Here is a 17,341-nt window from a genome sequence, read left to right as displayed (position 1 = left end):
CTGCTTTCGCGCTCAATGATTGGCGAACAGTTCGATCATCTGAACCTGGAGTTCGCCGACCAGGCCGCCGAGGACGGCTCCGATCGCGATCATCAGCGGCTCGTCGTCCTTGAAGACCGGCCGCATGATCGACTCGTACTCGGACTCGGTGAGCTCGCCCATCTTCTCGACGATCGTGTTCTCGAGGTCGATGACGCCGAACGCGTAGTCGTTCGCCTTGGCGAGGGTGTCCGGCACGTGGGCGAGCACCGCGACGATCACCTTGTCCTTCAACTCCCGGTAGCGGGCGGTGCCGACGGTGAGGCTCATCAGCGGCTTGGCGATCGAGACCTGCGAATCGATCGCCGTCTCCATCTCCCTCGCGACCAGGGCGAACAGTTTGTCCGATCCCGGACCCTCGAGGATGCCCTCGATGAGGTTCTCCGGCGAGAACAGGTCCTCGGCGAGGATCTTCGCGTAGTCGCGCGTGATCTGCTCACGCTGCGCATGCAGGAGGCCCTGGAACGTGATGAACCCGAAGTACTTCGTCGGCAGCAGCGGCCGGAACAGCATGTTCAACGCGATGTAGTCGCTGAGGAATCCGACGCTGAACCCGAAGATCGGCATGATCCACGGATTCTGGAACAGTCCCCACGCGACCATCTGCACGAGGCCGATGCCGAAGCCGAAATAGATGCCGCTGCGCCGGACGAAGCTCATCGCTCCCGACGTCACCGTCTTGAGCAGCTTGTTCAGCTTCTCCTTGTTGCGGACGAGGGTGGTGACCGCCAGGTACTGCAGGTCGATGTACCGGGAGATGTCCGAACGCATCTCGTCCAGCAGATGCTCGACGACGACCGGGGCCTGTTGTTCGATGCGTGCGTGGATCGCGCGGCGGGCCGCGGACGGCAGCGAATCCCACAGGCCAGGCCGGATCTCCTCGGCGACGTCGCGGGTGATCTCCTCGATCGCCGACGTCAACGGCTCACGGATGGCCTCGACGGCCTCGTGAGCGTCGAACCGGTCGAGCAGTTCCTCGGGGCGCAACAGATTGGACGTGAGCAGTTCGATCGTCGTCGACCCGACCTTGCCCGCTCGGCGCGGGACGATCCCCTGCCAGCCGATCGGACCGATGCCGCGGAACTCGATCGGTTTGAAGATCATCTCGAGCGCGACGAGTTTGGTGCTCCAGCCGACGAACGCCGCGATGATCGGCATCGACAGGTAGATCAGCCAGTTGGCGCCGAAGTCGTGGGTGATCTCGCTCCACGTCTGAATCGCGACCACGTGGGACGTCATGTCAGTCACCGTTCGCCATGGCGGTCTTCCACAGGTCGAGACCGAGCGGCGACAAGCGTAGCGTCCGCCTGTCGATGCGCGGCCCGACGGGACCGACCGACGACGCCTTGACGGCCCGCAGGACCATCGTCTCGGCCGCGAGGACCTCGTAGTCCATCTTCAGAGCCGGGTCCTCCGGGCCGACCTCGAGGAGTCCGAGCGACAGCAGGTGCGTCACATAGGCCGGCACCATCTCGGGCAGCGCGAGGTTCGCGGTGCGGCCGATGAGTGCGGCGTTCTCCAACACCGGGGTGCGGGTGGACGCGCGTGAGACCACGTTGATCAACGGCGAGGCGGCCCCGTCGGACAGCGCCCCGACGATCCGGGCCTCATCGGCGACGAGCTGATCGAGGATGCGACCGTACAGTTCGAGCTTGCTCGCGGTGGTGCCCTGATTGAGCGCCTGATCGAGCAGGCCCGTCATCTTGTCGGTCAGCCGCCTGGTCGGCGGCTCCGGCTCGGGTGCGGGCTTCTCGGGCGGTGCGGGCTTGTCGTCGGAGGCTGCCGCCGCCGGATCGATCGCGTCCAGGCCCGCCCGCGCCAACGACAACAGCTGCTCCTCGGTCCACTCGGCGACGCTGAGCGCGGTGCGTCCGACCGAGACCGCCGACTCGAGCAGGCCGCGAGGGTCGAAGAAGCTGTTCATGAGGTCAACCGCGACTGACTATCTGTTCGGCGACCGCCCGCAGCGCGTCCGAGTCGGCGACCTCGAACGGCAGCGCGGGCACGCCGACGATCGGCACGCTCGGATGCGATGCGGTGAACCGCTGCAGCAGGTGCAGTTCCCGCTTGGCGGTGGCGGCGCGATCCACATGCACCTGCAGGACGCCACGCGTCAGATCGTCGTCGACCTTCTCCAGCGCGGCGGCGGTGGCGGGCGTCGACAGCGACGTCAGGTTCGGGTGTGTGCGGTTGGCGATGAGGCCCGCCAGCGGCATCGTGTCCTTCGACAGGCGGTCGACGAAGAACGACGCCTCCCGCAGCGCGTCCGGCTCGGGGGCAGCGACGACGACGAACTGCGTGCCGGGCCGCTTGAGCAGGTCGTACGTGCGTTCCGCGCGTTCGGAGAAGCCGCCGAACATCGAGTCGAGCGACTGGACGAACATGGCGACGTCGCGCAGGATGTCGCCTCCGACGATCGTCGAGATGCCGCGCATCGCCATGCTCATCGCCCCGGTCACCACGCGTCCGACGCCCCGGCCGCCGCCGACGAGCATCTTCATCAGTCGGCCGGACAGGAACGAGCTGAGACGCTTCGGGGCGTCGAGGAAGTCGAGGGCGTTGCGCGACGGGGGAGTGTCGACGACGATCAGATCCCACCGGTTCTCGTCGAGGAGGCGGCCGAGCTTCTCCATCGCCATGTACTCCTGCGTGCCGGAGAACGACGACGCGACGGTCTGGTAGAAGCTGTTGTTCATGATGGCCTCGGCGCGTTCCGGCGTCGAGTGCTCCACCACCATGTCGTCGAAGGTGCGACGCATGTCGAGCATCATCGCGTCCAAGGTGCCCTTCGAGTCGTCCGACACGGGGACCGGCTGCGGCTCGTTCGTCAGTTCGCTCACGCCCAACGACTGCGCCAGGCGACGCGCCGGGTCGATCGTCAGCACCGCGACCTTGCGGCCCTGCTCGGCCGCGTGCAACGCCATCGCCGCCGCGGTCGTCGTCTTGCCGACGCCGCCGGAGCCGCAGCAGATCACCACGCGCGTGTTCGGATCGGTGAGCACCGCGCCCATCTTCAGGTCGGGCATCAGACTCCCGCTTTCTTCAAGACGTCGGCGAGTTCGTAGAGGCCGCCGAGATCGACGCCCTGCTCGACGGTGGGAAGTTCGATCTGGGGGACGTCGATCCCGTCGAGTTCGGCGCGCGCCACGTGCTGCGCCTGCAGCCGGGCCGCGTACTGGATGGTCTCGGTGAGGAGCCCGGCCAGGTCGGCGTCGTCGACGGTCACACCGGTGTCGGCGAGTGCGGCGCGCACGCGGTCCGCGTCGACGGATCCCTCGGCGATGTCGTCGAGCTGATCCTCCGGAAGGTGTGCCGGCTCCACCCGGTTGACCAGGATCGACCCGACAGGCAGTCCCTTGGCCCTGAGTTCGTCGACGGCCTCGATCGTCTCCTGGATCGGCATCGCCTCGAGCAGCGTGCACAGGTGGACCGACGTGTCCGCCGAGTGCAGCAGCTTGACGACGCCGTCGCTCTGATTGCGGATGGGGCCGGTCTTGGCGAGGTCGGCCATCGCCGACGTCACGTCGAGGAAGTTGCCGATGCGGCCGGTGGGCGGGGAGTCGACGACGATCGAGTCGTACAGTCGGTGCCCCTTCTTGTCGACGGCGATCACGCGTTCCTTGATCTTGCCGGTGATGACGACGTCGCGAAGGCCCGGCGCGACCGTCGTCACGAAGTCGATGGCCCCGACCCGCTTGATCGCTCGTCCGGCGAAGCCGAGGTTGTAGAACATGTCGAGGTACTCCAGGAGCGCGTACTCGATCTGCAGGGCGAGACCCCACACGGAGCCGCCGCCCTCGAGCGAGGCGACCTGCGTGTCGACCGGCGGAAGGGGCTGGCTGTCGAAGAGCTGCGCGATGCCCTGGCGTTCCTCGCACTCCACGAGCAGCACCCGCTGTCCCTTGGCTGCCAACGCCAACGCCAGCGCGGCGGCGACCGTGGTCTTACCGGTGCCGCCCTTGCCGGACACGAAATGCAGCCTGGCGTCGCGTGCCGCGGGCGGCCACACGGTGTCCGCGTCGTCCGTCATCTGATTCTCGACCACCCGATCACCTTATCGACCGTGGCGACGGAGCTGTTCGCTAACCGATAAGGTGAGCGTCATGAGCACACCTATCGCCTGGGAATACGTCACCGTTCCGCTGCTCACGCATGCGACCAAGCAGATCCTCGACCAGTGGGGAGCGGACGGATGGGAGTTGGTCAGCGTCCTGCCCGGCCCCACCGGCGAGCAGCACGTCGCCTACCTGAAGCGTCCGAAGGGCTGATCGTCATGGGTCAGTGGAGCGATCGTCTCGCCGAACTCGGCATCACCCTGCCTCCGGTGGTCGCACCGGTCGGCAGCTACACCCCCGCTCTGCGGGTCGGCGACCTCGTCTACACGTCCGGTCAACTGCCCGTCGTCGACGGGAAGCTCGACGTGGTCGGCAAGGTGTCCGAGGGCGCGGAGGGCGTGGTCCGCCCCGAGCAGGCCAACGCCGCGGCCCGCCAGTGCGCGCTGAACGCGCTCGCCGCCGTCGACTCGGTCGCGGGCGTCGACAACGTGGTGCGGGTGGTCAAGGTCGTCGGCTTCGTCGCGTCGGCGAACGGTTTCACCGGCCAGCCCGGCGTCATCAACGGCGCGTCCGACCTGATCGGCGAGGTGTTCGGCGACGCGGGCGTCCACGCGCGGTCGGCCGTCGGCGTCGCGGAGCTTCCGCTCGGCGCGCCGGTCGAGGTGGAACTGATCGTCCAGGTGCGCTGACGTCATGACCGTGGTGCATCCCGCCTACGACACGGTCCGCGAGGTGACGCCTTTCGCGTCGGTGGTGCTGTGCCGCAATCCCGGACTCATGGAGCTCGACGGAACCAACACGTGGATCCTGCGCGCTCCCGGATCGGCGACGTCCGTCGTCGTCGATCCCGGTCCCAAGAAGCACCGCGAGCATCTGCGGACGGTCGTGGACGTCGCCGGAGACGTCGAGCTGACGCTGTTCACGCACCGTCATCACGATCATGTCGGTGCGTTGAAGCGATTCCGGACGATGACCGGGGCGCCGACGCGCGCGTACTCCGACGAGTACTCGAAAGGCGCCCCGCGACTGCGGGACCGGGAAGTGATCGAGGCCGCGGGCCTGCGGATCGCCGTCGTGCACACGCCGGGCCACACCGCAGACTCGACGAGCTTCCTCGTCGAACACGACGGGGTGACGGCGATCCTGACCGGCGACACCGTTCTCGGTCACGGCACCACCGTCCTCGATCCGCGGGACGGGACGCTCGCCGACTACTTCAACTCCCTGAACCGGCTGATCGTCGACGCGTCCGACGCCGTGATGCTGCCCGGTCACGGGCCCGACCATGCGGCCCTCGGCCCGGTGGCCCGGTTCTACAAGCAGCATCGGGAGGAGCGGCTCGATCAGATCCGCGCGGCGCTCGACTCCCTCGGCGTGTCCGCTCACGACGCGAAGCCGATGAAGGTCGTGAAGAAGGTCTACGCCGACGTCGACGAGAAGCTCTGGCCCGCCGCCAAGATGTCGGTCAAGACGCAGCTGGAATACCTGCGCACCCTCTGACGCCCCGTTCCTTGAGCTAGCGCCCCGCCCGTTCCTTGAGCGAGCTCGCGAGTCGAAAGGTTCTGACGACGAAGGCCTGGTCCCGGAGGTGTGTCCGGGACCAGGCCTTTCGAGACTCGCAAGCTCGCTCAAGGAGCGGTGTGGGACCGGCTCGCGTCAGCGAGCGCGGCGTGCGAGGCGCTCGGAGTCGGCGATGAGGACGCTCTTGCCCTCCAGACGCAGCCAACCGCGCTGAGCGAAGTCGGCGAGAGCCTTGTTCACCGTCTCGCGGGATGCGCCGACGAGCTGCGCGATCTCTTCCTGCGTCAGATCGTGCGTCACGCGGAGCGCGCCGCCCTCCTGCGTGCCGAAACGCTGAGCCAGCTGCAGCAGCTGCTTGGCGACGCGGCCGGGGACGTCGGTAAAGATGAGGTCCGCGAGGTTGTTGTTGGTGCGACGCAGGCGACGCGCCAGGACGCGGAGCAACTGCTCGGCGATCTCGGGACGGTCCTTGATCCACTTCCGGAGTGCGTCGCGGTCCATCGACACGGCGCGGACCTCGGTCACCGTCGTCGCCGACGACGTGCGGGGGCCGGGATCGAAGATCGACAGCTCGCCGAACATGTCCGACGGGCCCATGATCGTCAGCAGGTTCTCGCGACCGTCGGGCGAACGACGCCCGAGCTTCACCTTGCCGGTGAGGATGATGTACAGGCGGTCGCCCGGCTCACCCTCGTGGAAGATCACATGTCCACGCGGGAACTCGAGCGGCTGCAACTCCTTGGAGAGTGCAGCGACGGCTGTGGGCTCGACCCCCTGGAAAATACCTGCCCTGGCGAGTATCTCTTCCACCTAAAGAACCTCTCTTATTCCGAACGTGCGCTCGAAGTTCAACACTACGGGGAAAATCATAGTTGTTGAATTGATCACGCGTGTACGAGGCGGTCACAGTCGGGCGAAATATCCCGAAAGTGGACTTACGTGAATCAGCTGGCTCGGGTCCGCGATTCCGGCTCGATGGGCAGCACGGGATCACCGCAGAGATCGTTGTCGCGGCGCAGGCGCAGTTCGTCGAGCGCGGCGGGCATACCGTCCTTGGCGAGATTGCCGACGTCGGTCTCGTCCGCCGTCTCGAGGAACTCCTCGACGTGGGCGCGGCCGACCGAGAGCCGGTCGAGACCGTTCTGGACGCGCTCCATCGCCAGTGCGAACAGCATGAGCACGGGAGGGAAGAGGAGCGCTGCCAGTCCTTGCATGGAGGCAAGTCAACACCACCGTCGGCGCAGCTGGAAACCAGAACGGAGGTCGTCACCGAGTTGTTACCGCATCGTCGCCGAGTCTCGTGGCGGGGTGACGACGCGGGGGCCGCTAACCTGGACTGTTGTGAGCAGACGTAAGCCGGAGACCCCGCTGGGCCTGGTCCGACGCGCCCGTCGGATGAACAGGACCCTGCAGACGGCGTTTCCGCACGTGTACTGCGAGCTCGACTTCACGACGCCCCTGGAGCTGTCGGTGGCGACGATCCTGTCCGCGCAGTGCACCGACGTCCGCGTCAACCAGGTGACGCCTGCCCTGTTCGAGCGGTACCCGGACGCGTTCGCCTACGCGAGCGCGGACCGCGTCGAATTGGAGGAGATGATCCGCCCGACCGGCTTCTACCGAAACAAGGCGAACTCGATCCAGGGTCTCGGACAGGCGCTCGTCGAACGGTTCGACGGCCGGGTCCCCGGCACGCTCAAGGAACTCGTCACTCTCCCCGGATTCGGACGCAAGACAGCGAATGTGGTGCTGGGCAACGCATTCGGCGTGCCCGGAATCACCGTCGACACACACTTCGGACGTCTCGTGCGGCGCTGGGACTGGACGCGGGAGACCGATCCGGTGAAAGTCGAGAAGGTCGTCGGCGAGTTGATTCCGCGCAAGGAGTGGACCGACCTGTCGCATCGGATCATCTTCCACGGACGTCGCGTCTGCCATGCCCGGACGCCCGCGTGCGGGATCTGCGTCCTCGCGAAGGACTGCCCGTCGTACGGCGAAGGTCCGACGGATCCCGGCAAGGCGGCGAGCCTGGTGAAGGGCCCGGAGACCGAGCACCTGCTGGCACTGGCGGGGATCGTCGGATGAGCGGGCTCGACACCGTCAAGAAGACGTTCGCGCTGCCCGGCATGCGCGCGATGATCGCGTTCGTGATCGTGACGATCGCGCTCGTCGTCGCGCTGTGGCCGCGCGGGTCCGACGATCCGGAGCCCGCGTCCGCGCCGACGGGGCCGACGTCCGGGGTCACCGATCAGACCGTCGCGCAGAGTGAGATCGACGCGGCTCGCCGCGACGCCGCGCTGACACCGTGCCCCACCCCCTCCGGTGCGCGGGCGACCGGTGTCCTCGCGGGAGTGACGGCGCCCTGCATGGCTGACGGGTCGACGATCGACGTCGGCGCGGCGACCGCGGGGAAACCACTGGTCATCAACATGTGGGCGGTGTGGTGCCTGCCGTGCAGGCGCGAGCTTCCACTGTTCGACAGACTGTCCACAGACTCCGGTGGCACGCTGAACGTTCTCGCCGTTCACGCGCGTGAGGGCGGCGACAAGCCGTACTTCGTGCTCAAGTTCCTCCAGGAGGTCGGAGTGCACATGCCGGTCGTCACCGATCCCCGCGGTTCCATCGCGGAAGCCGTCGGCGCGCCGCGCGTGTTCCCGTCGACGGTGTTCGTCCGCGCAGACGGGACCGTCGCCGCGGTCCTGCCGCGCGTGTTCGACACGTACGAGGACCTGACCGCAGCGGTCCGCGACAACCTGGGAGTGACCCTATGAGCCGCGAACTCGACTACTCGCCCGGCGCGCTCGTCGACCGCGCGCTGATCCCGGAGTGGATGCGTGCGGTGACCGACGACGTCGGCGTCGTCAACGAGAAGGTCCTCAATCGCGGCGGGGACCGGTCGAAGTGGGTGGGTGCGCTCCGCGGATCGCGCGCGGCGTCGGTGCTCGTGCTGTTCGGCGGGTCGTTCGACGCCGCCGCCGACCATCCGGGCGGGGTGCCCGCGGACGCCGACGTCCTCCTGACCGAGCGCGCGGCCACCCTGCGCACGCACAGCGGCCAGATCGCGTTCCCCGGCGGCAGCCGCGACCCGGGGGACCAGTTCCCCGTCGGCACCGCGATGCGCGAGGCCAACGAGGAGACCGGGCTGATCCCGCAGGGCGTGGACGTCCTCGCGGCACTGCCGACATTTCCCGTCCCGTCCGGTTTCCAGGTGACGCCGGTACTGGCGCACTGGTCGTCGCCTACGCCGGTCCGCGTGGTCGACGAGGGGGAGACGGCTCGCGTGACGCGCGTCAACCTGCGGGAACTCCTCAGCCCGGCGAACCGATTCCAGGTCAGCCGGTCGTTCATGGGCGGAAACGTGTACCGCGGTCCCGCGTTCATGTACGACGGCATGCTGATCTGGGGTTTCACCGGTGGACTGATCGCGGCCATCGCCGAAGCGGCGGGCTGGGAGGTCCCCTGGGACAAAGATGATGTGCGACCGCTGGAGAAGATGACCCACATCCCGGGCGGCCGCTTGTGAGCGGCTCGGTGTGGGTCGACCTGGCGATCCTGGCGATCGCCCTGCTCGCCGCGTTCAGCGGCTACCGGCAGGGCGCCGCGGCGTCGGCGTTGGCGTTCGCCGGCGTCCTCATCGGAGCGGTGGCCGGCGTGCTGCTCGCCCCTCTGGTGATCAAACAGTTCGACGATCCACGGCTGCGGCTCGTCGTCGGAGTCCTGCTGATCGTCGGGCTGATCGTCGTCGGCGAGGTGTCGGGCATGGTCCTGGGCCGCGCGGCCCGCAGCAGCATCCACTCGCCCGCGGTGCGTCGCGTCGACAGCGGCGTGGGATCGGTCTTGCAGGTACTGGCGGTCCTCGTGGCCGCGTGGCTGCTGTCGTTCCCGCTGCGCAGCGCCGATCAACCGCGGATCTCGCAAGCGGTCGACGACTCGGCGGTCGTCCAAGCCGTCGACGCGGTGGCCCCGCAGTGGATGCGGAACCTCCCGAACGAGCTCACCGAACTCATCGACTCGTCCGGCCTCAAGCAGGTCATCGGCCCGTTCGGCGCCACCCAGGTGTCGAACGTCGACGCCCCCGACTCCCAGCTGGCCGACTCGGCGATCGTCCACAAGGTGCGTCCGAGCGTCATCAAGATCACCGGCGTCTCCCACAGCTGCGGGCAGTCCCTTGAGGGCAGCGGGTTCGTAGTCGCCCAGAACCGGATCATGACCAACGCGCACGTCGTCGCGGGCACCGACGAGGTGAGCGTCGAGACGGCCCGCGGACGTCACCTCGACGCGACGGTCGTGTGGTTCAACTACCGCAACGACGTCGCGATCCTCGACGTCCCCGGCCTGCGGGCTCCGGTCCTCGATTTCGCGCCGGAGCAGGCGTCCACGTCCGACGACGCGATCGTCCTCGGCTTCCCGGAGAACGGCCCGTACACGGTCACCCCGGTCCGGATCCGCAATGTCGTGAACCTCAACGGTCCCGACATCTATCAGAGCGCCAAGCCGGTGGAACGCCAGGTGTACACGATGCGCGGCCTCATCCGTTCGGGGAACTCCGGCGGCCCGATGATCACCCCGGACGGCAAGGTGCTCGGAATGGTCTTCGGGGCCTCGCAGGATCCGGCCGACGACACCGGCTTCGCTCTCACCGCGGCACAGGTGCAGCAGGACCTCACCCAGTCGGAGAACCGCACGGCCGCGGTCAGCACGCAGTCGTGCGTCACGTCGAAGTAGGTCGGCCGACTCCGCTCAGGCCCGTGCGAGGTGCTCGACGATCGCGCTGTTCACCGTGTCGGGGTCCTCTTGGTGCAGGAAGTGGCCCGCACCGTTGACGGTGCGGTAGTCGAAGTTCCGCGACCATTCACCGCTGGCGGCCATGACGGAGTCGAGGATGTACTCGTCCTCGCGGCCGCGGAGGGCCAGGAACGGGTGATCGAGGCGCTTGTTCATCAGTTCCATGAACCGCCAGCCGTCGGGTCGGAACTGGGAGCGGAACGCCCACCGTCGGTACTCGAGGCTGCAGTGTGCGACGCCGGGGATCTGGATGGCGAGTCGGTTCCGTTCGACGGCTTCGACGAAATCGGCGGTCTCCCGCCACCTCCTGCCGGACCGCTGCGTGAAGTACTCGGCGACGAACGCGCCGTTCCCCCGGGTCAGGCGGCGCTCGCCGATGCGCGGCAGCTGATTGTGCAGGAACGGGGCGAGGAACGCGGAACGTTCCTCCGTGTTGAACAGGGCGCCCTGCCGCAGCGCGCGGGGGTGCGGCGACGACAGCACCACCACACGATCGACGGCCTTCGGGTGCAGGGTGGCCGTCGCCCAGCAGACGAGGCCGCCGTCGGCGTGACCGACGAGTGACGCCGTCGAGTGTCCGAGCGCGCGGATCAGCGCGTGCGTGTCGCCCGCGAGGGTCCAGCCGTCGTAGCCTCGTGGCGGCTTGTCGGAGTCGCCGTAGCCGCGCAGGTCGACGGCGACGGCGCGGTGACCCGCGGCGGTCAACGCGGGCAGTTGATGCCGCCACGTCCACCAGAACTCGCCGAATCCGTGCAGCAGGAGGACGAGTGGACGGTCAGCGATCGACGTCGCGCTCTCGACGGCGTGGAAGCGCAGGCCGCCGGCGCGGACGTCGAAATGCTGCCACGGGCCGTCGAAACGGACTTCGGTGGGATCGGGGGGCGTCACGCCGGATCGGTCAGCGGCTCATGGGGTCGCGCGCGGGCGGGATCTGCGGGTGCGCGACGCCGCCGCTCGCCGGACGGCCGGGGATCACCTCGGCGATCGTGTTGAGCGACTCGATCGTCTTCTCGGGCGCCTTCAGCTTCTTGAACAGCAGGTATCCGACGAAGATCGCGGCGATCGAGACGACCATCAGGATCAGGAAGACGATGCCGAAGGCCGCCCACGTCGGGAGCCACACGTCGAGCAGGAAACCGAGGAACACGAAGAAGAACAGGCTCGCGTACAGAAGCAGGACGGCCGCTCCGACGATCAGGCCGCTGCCGGCCCCGGCCTTCTTGGCCTCGGTGACGAGCTCGGACTTCGCGAGTGCGAGTTCGGCGCGGAACAGCGTCGACGCGCTGGCCGTCGCGTCCTTGACGAGATTGCCGATGGTCGGTTCGCCGTCAGGTCCGAGGTTGGCGTCGGACAGCGGAATCGACGGGACGCGCGGGGCGTCGGTCGGCTGCTGAGGCCAGGTGTCCTGATTGCCGCTCACGAATTCTCCCTTTGCTGGACGTTGATCGGACTTCATGTTGCCATGCCGCCCCGTCACGCGTGAGCGCCCCGCCCGACAGTCCGTCCGGCGAGGCGCTCACAGGTGGCGGGTCAGGCGCGCTTGGCCCGGATCGCTTCGAACACCGACGGGTCGACGAGGGTCGAGGTGTCGCCGAGTTCGCGTCCCTCGGCCACGTCCTTGAGGAGACGGCGCATGATCTTGCCCGACCGGGTCTTCGGCAGCTCGGGCACGATGTTGATCTCGCGAGGCTTGGCGATCGGCGAGATGTCGACCGCGACCTGCTGCCGCATCTCGGCGATCAGCGCGTCGCCGGTGTTCTCGATGCCGCCCATCAGGATGACGAACGCGACGATGCCCTGGCCGGTGGTCTCGTCCGCGGCGCCGATCACGGCGGCCTCGGCGACGGCGGGATGCGCGACCAGCGCCGACTCCACTTCCGACGTCGAGATGCGGTGGCCCGACACGTTCATCACGTCGTCGACGCGGCCCAGCACCCAGAGCGCCCCGTCCTCGTCGTACCGCGCGCCGTCGCCCGCGAAGTACCAGCCCTGGTCTTCGAAACGCGACCAGTACGTCTCCTTGAAACGCTCGGGGTCGCCCCAGATGCCGCGCAGCATGCCGGGCCACGGGCGGTCGAGCACGAGGTAGCCCTGCTCGCCGTCGCCGACCGGGTTGGCGTTGTCGTCGACGATGGTCGCGCTGATGCCGGGCAGCGGCCGCATCGCCGAACCCGGCTTGGTTGCGGTGACGCCGGGCAGCGGCGAGATCATGATGCCGCCGGTCTCGGTCTGCCACCAGGTGTCGACGATGGGGCAGCGGCCGCCGCCGATGACGTCGTTGTACCAGCGCCAGGCCTCCGGGTTGATCGGCTCGCCGACGCTGCCGAGCAGGCGGAGCGACGACAGGTCGTGTGCGTCGGGGATCTCGCGGCCCCACTTCATGAACGTGCGGATCAGGGTCGGCGCGATGTAGTAGGTGGTCACGCCGTACTTCTCGATGATCTGGAAGTGACGGTGCTCGTTCGGCGAATTCGGGGTGCCCTCGTAGATCACCTCGGTGGCGCCGTTGGAGAGCGGGCCGTAGACGAGGTAGCTGTGGCCGGTCACCCAGCCGATGTCGGCGCCGCACCAGAAGACGTCCCGGCCCTCCTTGTGGTCGAACACGTTGTGGAAGGTGTACGACGCCTGCGTCAGGTAGCCGCCCGAGGAGTGGACGATGCCCTTCGGCTTGCCGGTGGTGCCCGACGTGTACAGCAGGAACAGCGGATGCTCGGCGTCGAAGGCCTCCGCTTCGTGGACCGGCGACTGCTCGTCGACGGTGTCCTCCCACCACACGTCGCGACCCTCCACCCAGTTCAGGTCGGGATCGTGGTTGGTGCGGCGGACGACGATGACCTTCTCGATCGACGGCGCGGCGTCGTCGCCGGTGCCGAGGGCCTCGTCGACGGCGGCCTTCAACGGTGCGGGCTCACCGCGGCGGAACTGGCCGTCCGTGGTGATGACGACCTTCGCCTCGGCGTCGTCGACGCGCGACCGCAGGGCGGCGGCGGAGAAGCCCGCGAACACCACGGAGTGGGTGAGGCCCAAGCGGGCGCAGGCGAGCATCGAGATGATCGCCTCGGGGACCATCGGCATGTAGATGGCGACGCGGTCGCCCGCCTGGAGGCCGATCGAGCTGAGGTAGTTCGCGGCGCGCGAGACCTCGTCCTTGAGCTGGCTGTAGGTGATGTCGCGCGTGTCGTCGATCGGTTCGCCGACCCAGTGGATCGCCACCCGGTCGCCCTTGCCCGCGGCGACGTGGCGGTCGACGCAGTTCACCGACACGTTCAGCTCACCGCCGACGAACCACTTCGCGAACGGTGCGCCCGACCAGTCGAGGGTCTGGGTGAACGGGGTCGCCCAGTCGAGACGACGAGCCTGCTCGGCCCAGAACTCGTCCGGGTTCGCGTCGGCGCGGGCGTACATCTCCGCGGTCGCGTTGGCGCCTGCGACGAACTCGTCGGAGGGCGGGTACACCTTGCTGGCTTCGGTCATCGTCGTGCTGCCTTTCGTTCGCGACTGTCGGCGCTCCGGGCGCCGGATCAAGCGGAAGCACCGGGTGTCGTGGGGCCCCGGATGCGGCTCATCTGTGAGCGTAGTCACCGGACGTTGCACGCGCGTTGTGGATCGACTCACAGCCCGGTCCCCGCGACGAACGGTCGATGAGATGCGACGGGCGGACGCGCGACTATCGTTGCCGGGGTGAGTGCTGACCCGCTGGCCCCGTTGCTCGAGTTGCCCGACGTCCGCGACGCCGCGGAGTCGGCGCGCGACGCGTTGAGCGCCGTTCACCGTCATCGATACAACCTCCGCGGCTGGGACAAGACGTCGCGTGAGGCGTCGTGGCGGGCCGGCCGGTCGTCCGCGGCCATCGAGGGCGGCAGCGTCGAGCTGCAGCGTGACGCCCAGTTCGACGACCCGATCACCGACGGAGCGATCCGGGTGGCGCAGGCGTTGGACGCCGACGGCATCGACCAGTTGGGCGCGGTGTTCCGCCGGGCTCCCGCACAGGCGTTGGCCCGGCTGCACACGCTGGCGGCGGCTGGTCTCGTCGACGACCCCGAGGTGTTGGGTCGTCCCCGCAGCGAACCGCACATCGCGCAGCGCCTCGACCTGCTCGGACAGCTGATCACCGGCGGGTCGACGGTTCCCGCGCCCGTCCTGGCGGCCGTCGTCCACGGCGAGCTGCTGTCGTTGGCGCCCTTCACCGAGGGCAACGGCGTGGTCGCCCGCGGTGCGTCGCGTCTGGTGTCGGCGGCGACGGGCCTCGACCCGCATCTGCTCGGGGTGCCAGAGGTGACGTGGTTGCGCCGCATCGGCGACTATCGCGAACTCGCCGCCCTGTTCGGCACGGGTGACGCCGGTGCGATCGGCGCCTGGATCGTCTTGTGCTGCGAAGCGATGGAGGCGGGTGCGGCCGAGGCGAAGTCGATCGCCGACGCCGCCGCGGGCTGAGGCCTTGCGAGAGCGAGTGCCCTTCCCGCTCCTTGAGTGAGCCTGCGAGTCGAAAGGTCCGCACACAAATGCGGGCGACATCCCTACCGGTCGAGATCCGGATGTAGGGGTGTCGCCCGCAAGCACGGACGCGAGTTACCAAGCGTGCTGGGTGGGTTGTGGGATCGCCTCGGCGGTTGACCGCGGCATCTCGACGTGTTTCCCATGCTGAGTACTTCTCGGCGGGGAGGTCCACGAATGATGCGACGGTGTCGCAGGCGCACAACGCTTGTGCCAATGCGGCGCGCTCCGCGTGGGTGCTTGCCGTCCGTGCTGGGAGCCGCTTCCGGGGGATCAGGTCTTCTCTGCCGACCTGAGCTTTGCCGTCTGCGATTCCGTAACCCATTTCTACGCTGTGACCTCGATCACTGCAAGCGTTTGGCGAAAATTTCTCAGGCCGCTCGTTCGGGTGACTGACGGGCGTGATGCCGCTGGTAGAGGACGGCGGCGGCGATCGCTCCGATCCCGGTGGCGCACAGTGCCGTTCCGATCCCGACGGTCGTCGGGCTCGGGCGATGCGCGGCGGTCGTGGGGATGTCGAAGTCGAGGATCTCCCACAGATTCGCCTCGGCGTGGTGACGCAGGGGCTTGTCGGGGTTGACGACGGCCGGGTGTCCGACTGCCTCGAGCATCGGCAGGTCGGTGATCGAGTCCGAGTACGCGTACGACCGGGACAGGTCGTATCCGTACTCGTCCGCCAGCTCGTGGACGACGGTTGCCTTCTCGTCGCCGTAGCAGTAGAAGTCCAGGTCGCCGGAGTAGCGGCCGTCGACGATCCGCATCCGACTGGCGCGGACGATGTCGACGCCGAGGAGGTCGCCGATCGGCTCGACCATCTCGATGCCGGACGCGGACACGAGGACCACGTCGTGGCCCGCGTCCTTGTGTTGGCGAATCAGTTCGAGGGCCTCGGGGAAGACGACGGGACGGACCACCTCGTCGAGGGTCTCGGAGACGATCGACTTGACGAGGTCCGCGTCCCAGCCCGTGCACATGTCGGTGACGTGCTTGCGGAGCTTGTCGACGTGGTCCTCGTCCGCGTTCGCGAGCAGGAACTGGAGCTGTGCGACCGCCGAGCGGAGCATCGCTCGCCGGGTGAGGAGGCCTCCGTCGTAGAACGGCCTGGTGAAGGCGAGCGCGCTCGATCGCGCGATCACCGTCTTGTCGAGGTCGAAGAAGGCGGCTATCCGGGTCGGCTGTGCCGTGATCACGGTCGAATCGTACGTCATGTGAACGATCGAGTGTGACGTAGGAAACACGAATCGGGAGATAGTTGGAGTTGCAATCTTCGCGCGGGCGCGTGTAAATTCTTGAGTGTCCGGCACTGCCGGTAGCTTTCAGCCCGACCCCCCGGGGCTGAAACGCTGATGACCCCGACCTCCTCCCCCCTGGTCGGGGTCGTCGTCTTTCTCCGGCCGGTCACCTGCCGCCTCCCTCTTCCGTTCCTCCCCGTCGGGCGTGTATTTTCGCTCTAACCAAGCAAACGCTAGGTCGCCGTGGCGGCCGGGGGAGAGGTCGTCACCATGAAGTCCATCGGACGTCTTGCGGTCGCAGTGTGCGCCGCGCTGCTCTGCGTCACGGCAGTGGTCGCACCCGGTTCGGCACGGGCGGAGAAGCTGCCGGAGAACTTCAACTTCTTCGGCGGCATCCCGCACGAACTGCAGCATCCCGGTTCGTCACTGCCCGGCTCCAACGACTTCTCCTGCAAGCCGACGGCCGAGCATCCGCGGCCGGTGGTCCTCGTCCACGGCACGGGCGGCGCCAAGACCACCAACTGGGGCGCGTACGTGCCGCTCCTCAAGAATCGCGGCTACTGCGTCTTCGCGCTCACCTACGGCGCGCTCAAGGGCTGGCCGTGGCCGTTCACCGCGGTCGGCGGCATGGACTACCAGCAGGTCAGCGCCGCGCAGCTCGCGAAGTTCGTCAACCGGGTCCTCGCGGCGACCGGCGCGAAGACCGTCGACCTCATCGGCCATTCGCAGGGCACCTACATGCCCACGTACTACCTGAAGTACTACGGCGGCGCGTCGAAGGTCACCAAGTACATCTCGCTCGCCCCGCTGTGGCGTGGCACCGGCTCGCTGAACCCGGTGATGAACCAGCTCGGCGAGGCGATCGGGGCCACACCGATGCCCATGTGCATCGGCTGCGGTGCGATGCTGCCCGGATCGCCGTTCAACAAGAAGATCTGGAAGGGCGGCAGCCCGTACGTCAAGGGGATCGACTACACGAACATCATGACCAGGTACGACGAGCTCGTCGTTCCGTACACCGCAGGCTATGTGAAGCCGCGGCCGGGCGAAAGCGTGAAGAACATCGTCGTCCAGGACACCTGCGCCAAGGACTACAGCGATCACCTCGCCATCGCCGGTTCCCGCCGGGCCGCGTACTTCGCGCTCAACGCCCTCGATCCGGAGCATCCGGTGAAGGTCCCGTGCGAGGTGGTCCCGCCCTTCACCGGGCAGTCCTGA

19 protein-coding genes are annotated in these 17,341 nt (G+C 67.9%); 9 read left to right on the top strand and 10 right to left on the bottom strand.

The features are described from left to right. Window positions 1-12: 12 nt before the first annotated feature. The 4 genes from GYB83_RS09600 to bagA are packed head-to-tail and all read right to left on the bottom strand — an operon-like array spanning window position 13 to window position 4,069. A complete protein-coding gene (locus GYB83_RS09600) occupies window positions 13-1,278 on the bottom strand; it encodes a DUF445 domain-containing protein (protein WP_161895268.1) in 1,266 nt (421 codons plus the stop codon). A gap of 1 nt (window position 1,279) precedes the next feature. Then, window positions 1,280-1,963 carry an Abi-alpha family protein gene (locus tag GYB83_RS09595; protein WP_161895267.1) on the bottom strand — a complete coding sequence of 228 codons (684 nt, stop codon included), beginning with the start codon at window positions 1,961-1,963 and terminating at the stop codon, window positions 1,280-1,282. Window positions 1,964-1,967: 4 nt separating this feature from the next. Then, on the bottom strand, window positions 1,968-3,065 hold the full coding sequence (gene bagB / locus GYB83_RS09590) for an ArsA family ATPase (protein WP_161895266.1): 1,098 nt from the start codon (window positions 3,063-3,065) through the stop codon (window positions 1,968-1,970). Beyond that, a complete protein-coding gene (bagA, locus tag GYB83_RS09585) occupies window positions 3,065-4,069 on the bottom strand; it encodes an ATPase BagA (protein WP_161895589.1) in 1,005 nt (334 codons plus the stop codon). The genes bagB and bagA overlap by 1 nt, the downstream gene beginning before the upstream one ends. Before the next feature lie 73 nt (window positions 4,070-4,142). Here bagA and sp36 point away from each other — a divergent pair, with 73 nt between their 5' ends. The 3 genes from sp36 to GYB83_RS09570 are packed head-to-tail and all read left to right on the top strand — an operon-like array spanning window position 4,143 to window position 5,594. Beyond that, the gene (gene sp36, locus GYB83_RS09580; protein WP_161895265.1) at window positions 4,143-4,307 is read left to right on the top strand and encodes a Sp36 family protein; all 165 of its coding nucleotides are present in this window, start codon (window positions 4,143-4,145) and stop codon (window positions 4,305-4,307) included. Window positions 4,308-4,312: 5 nt separating this feature from the next. Further along, a complete protein-coding gene (locus tag GYB83_RS09575; protein WP_161895264.1) occupies window positions 4,313-4,783 on the top strand; it encodes a RidA family protein in 471 nt (156 codons plus the stop codon). 4 nt (window positions 4,784-4,787) lie between these two features. Next, window positions 4,788-5,594: an MBL fold metallo-hydrolase gene (locus tag GYB83_RS09570; RefSeq protein WP_161895263.1), complete on the top strand. Its 807-nt coding sequence runs from the start codon at window positions 4,788-4,790 to the stop codon at window positions 5,592-5,594. 156 nt (window positions 5,595-5,750) lie between these two features. Here GYB83_RS09570 and GYB83_RS09565 read toward each other — a convergent pair whose 3' ends face one another. Next, a complete protein-coding gene (locus GYB83_RS09565; RefSeq protein ID WP_161895262.1) occupies window positions 5,751-6,425 on the bottom strand; it encodes a Crp/Fnr family transcriptional regulator in 675 nt (224 codons plus the stop codon). Window positions 6,426-6,559: 134 nt separating this feature from the next. Beyond that, window positions 6,560-6,829, bottom strand: coding sequence for a hypothetical protein (locus GYB83_RS09560; RefSeq protein ID WP_161895261.1), 270 nt, complete (start codon window positions 6,827-6,829; stop codon window positions 6,560-6,562). A 181-nt stretch (window positions 6,830-7,010) separates the two neighbouring features. Here GYB83_RS09560 and nth point away from each other — a divergent pair, with 181 nt between their 5' ends. The 4 genes from nth to GYB83_RS09540 are packed head-to-tail and all read left to right on the top strand — an operon-like array spanning window position 7,011 to window position 10,337. Further along, window positions 7,011-7,697, top strand: coding sequence for an endonuclease III (nth, locus tag GYB83_RS09555; RefSeq protein WP_228461419.1), 687 nt, complete (start codon window positions 7,011-7,013; stop codon window positions 7,695-7,697). Next, a complete protein-coding gene (locus GYB83_RS09550) occupies window positions 7,694-8,383 on the top strand; it encodes a TlpA family protein disulfide reductase (RefSeq protein ID WP_228461346.1) in 690 nt (229 codons plus the stop codon). The genes nth and GYB83_RS09550 overlap by 4 nt, the downstream gene beginning before the upstream one ends. Next, window positions 8,380-9,135, top strand: coding sequence for an NUDIX hydrolase (locus tag GYB83_RS09545; RefSeq protein WP_228461344.1), 756 nt, complete (start codon window positions 8,380-8,382; stop codon window positions 9,133-9,135). The genes GYB83_RS09550 and GYB83_RS09545 overlap by 4 nt, the downstream gene beginning before the upstream one ends. After that, complete coding sequence (locus tag GYB83_RS09540; protein ID WP_161895259.1) at window positions 9,132-10,337, top strand: MarP family serine protease; 1,206 nt, start codon at window positions 9,132-9,134, stop codon at window positions 10,335-10,337. Before GYB83_RS09545 ends, GYB83_RS09540 begins: the two co-directional genes overlap by 4 nt. 15 nt (window positions 10,338-10,352) lie before the next feature. Here GYB83_RS09540 and GYB83_RS09535 read toward each other — a convergent pair whose 3' ends face one another. The 3 genes from GYB83_RS09535 to acs form a co-directional block, all read right to left on the bottom strand. Then, window positions 10,353-11,285 carry an alpha/beta fold hydrolase gene (locus GYB83_RS09535; protein WP_161895258.1) on the bottom strand — a complete coding sequence of 311 codons (933 nt, stop codon included), beginning with the start codon at window positions 11,283-11,285 and terminating at the stop codon, window positions 10,353-10,355. Between the two features lie 10 nt (window positions 11,286-11,295). Then, complete coding sequence (locus GYB83_RS09530) at window positions 11,296-11,817, bottom strand: phage holin family protein (protein ID WP_161895257.1); 522 nt, start codon at window positions 11,815-11,817, stop codon at window positions 11,296-11,298. A 110-nt stretch (window positions 11,818-11,927) separates the two neighbouring features. Beyond that, entirely contained in the window at window positions 11,928-13,871 is a 1,944-nt protein-coding gene (acs, locus tag GYB83_RS09525; RefSeq protein ID WP_161895256.1) for an acetate--CoA ligase, read from the bottom strand. Between the two features lie 207 nt (window positions 13,872-14,078). Here acs and GYB83_RS09520 point away from each other — a divergent pair, with 207 nt between their 5' ends. Then, window positions 14,079-14,831: a Fic family protein gene (locus tag GYB83_RS09520; RefSeq protein WP_161895255.1), complete on the top strand. Its 753-nt coding sequence runs from the start codon at window positions 14,079-14,081 to the stop codon at window positions 14,829-14,831. 431 nt (window positions 14,832-15,262) lie between these two features. Here GYB83_RS09520 and GYB83_RS09515 read toward each other — a convergent pair whose 3' ends face one another. Next, a complete protein-coding gene (locus GYB83_RS09515; RefSeq protein WP_371865033.1) occupies window positions 15,263-16,081 on the bottom strand; it encodes an HAD family hydrolase in 819 nt (272 codons plus the stop codon). A gap of 312 nt (window positions 16,082-16,393) precedes the next feature. Here GYB83_RS09515 and GYB83_RS09510 point away from each other — a divergent pair, with 312 nt between their 5' ends. Beyond that, window positions 16,394-17,341, top strand: coding sequence for an esterase/lipase family protein (locus GYB83_RS09510; protein WP_161895253.1), 948 nt, complete (start codon window positions 16,394-16,396; stop codon window positions 17,339-17,341).

It is taken from the genome of Gordonia spumicola (assembly GCF_009932475.1).
GTDB classification, from domain to species: Bacteria; Actinomycetota; Actinomycetes; order Mycobacteriales; family Mycobacteriaceae; genus Gordonia; species Gordonia spumicola.
This window is presented reverse-complemented; position numbering and strand designations above follow the sequence as displayed.

Coding starts and splice junctions, on each gene's coding strand:
- nth (WP_228461419.1), top strand. CDS start 7,011: ATGAACAGGACCCTGCAGACGGCGTTTCCGCACGTGTACTGCGAGCTC.
- bagB (WP_161895266.1), bottom strand. CDS start 3,065: ATGCCCGACCTGAAGATGGGCGCGGTGCTCACCGATCCGAACACGCGC.
- GYB83_RS09545 (WP_228461344.1), top strand. CDS start 8,380: ATGAGCCGCGAACTCGACTACTCGCCCGGCGCGCTCGTCGACCGCGCG.
- sp36 (WP_161895265.1), top strand. CDS start 4,143: ATGAGCACACCTATCGCCTGGGAATACGTCACCGTTCCGCTGCTCACG.
- GYB83_RS09595 (WP_161895267.1), bottom strand. CDS start 1,963: ATGAACAGCTTCTTCGACCCTCGCGGCCTGCTCGAGTCGGCGGTCTCG.
- GYB83_RS09600 (WP_161895268.1), bottom strand. CDS start 1,278: ATGACGTCCCACGTGGTCGCGATTCAGACGTGGAGCGAGATCACCCAC.
- GYB83_RS09570 (WP_161895263.1), top strand. CDS start 4,788: ATGACCGTGGTGCATCCCGCCTACGACACGGTCCGCGAGGTGACGCCT.
- GYB83_RS09510 (WP_161895253.1), top strand. CDS start 16,394: ATGAAGTCCATCGGACGTCTTGCGGTCGCAGTGTGCGCCGCGCTGCTC.
- GYB83_RS09575 (WP_161895264.1), top strand. CDS start 4,313: ATGGGTCAGTGGAGCGATCGTCTCGCCGAACTCGGCATCACCCTGCCT.
- GYB83_RS09550 (WP_228461346.1), top strand. CDS start 7,694: ATGAGCGGGCTCGACACCGTCAAGAAGACGTTCGCGCTGCCCGGCATG.
- acs (WP_161895256.1), bottom strand. CDS start 13,871: ATGACCGAAGCCAGCAAGGTGTACCCGCCCTCCGACGAGTTCGTCGCA.
- GYB83_RS09560 (WP_161895261.1), bottom strand. CDS start 6,829: ATGCAAGGACTGGCAGCGCTCCTCTTCCCTCCCGTGCTCATGCTGTTC.
- bagA (WP_161895589.1), bottom strand. CDS start 4,069: ATGACGGACGACGCGGACACCGTGTGGCCGCCCGCGGCACGCGACGCC.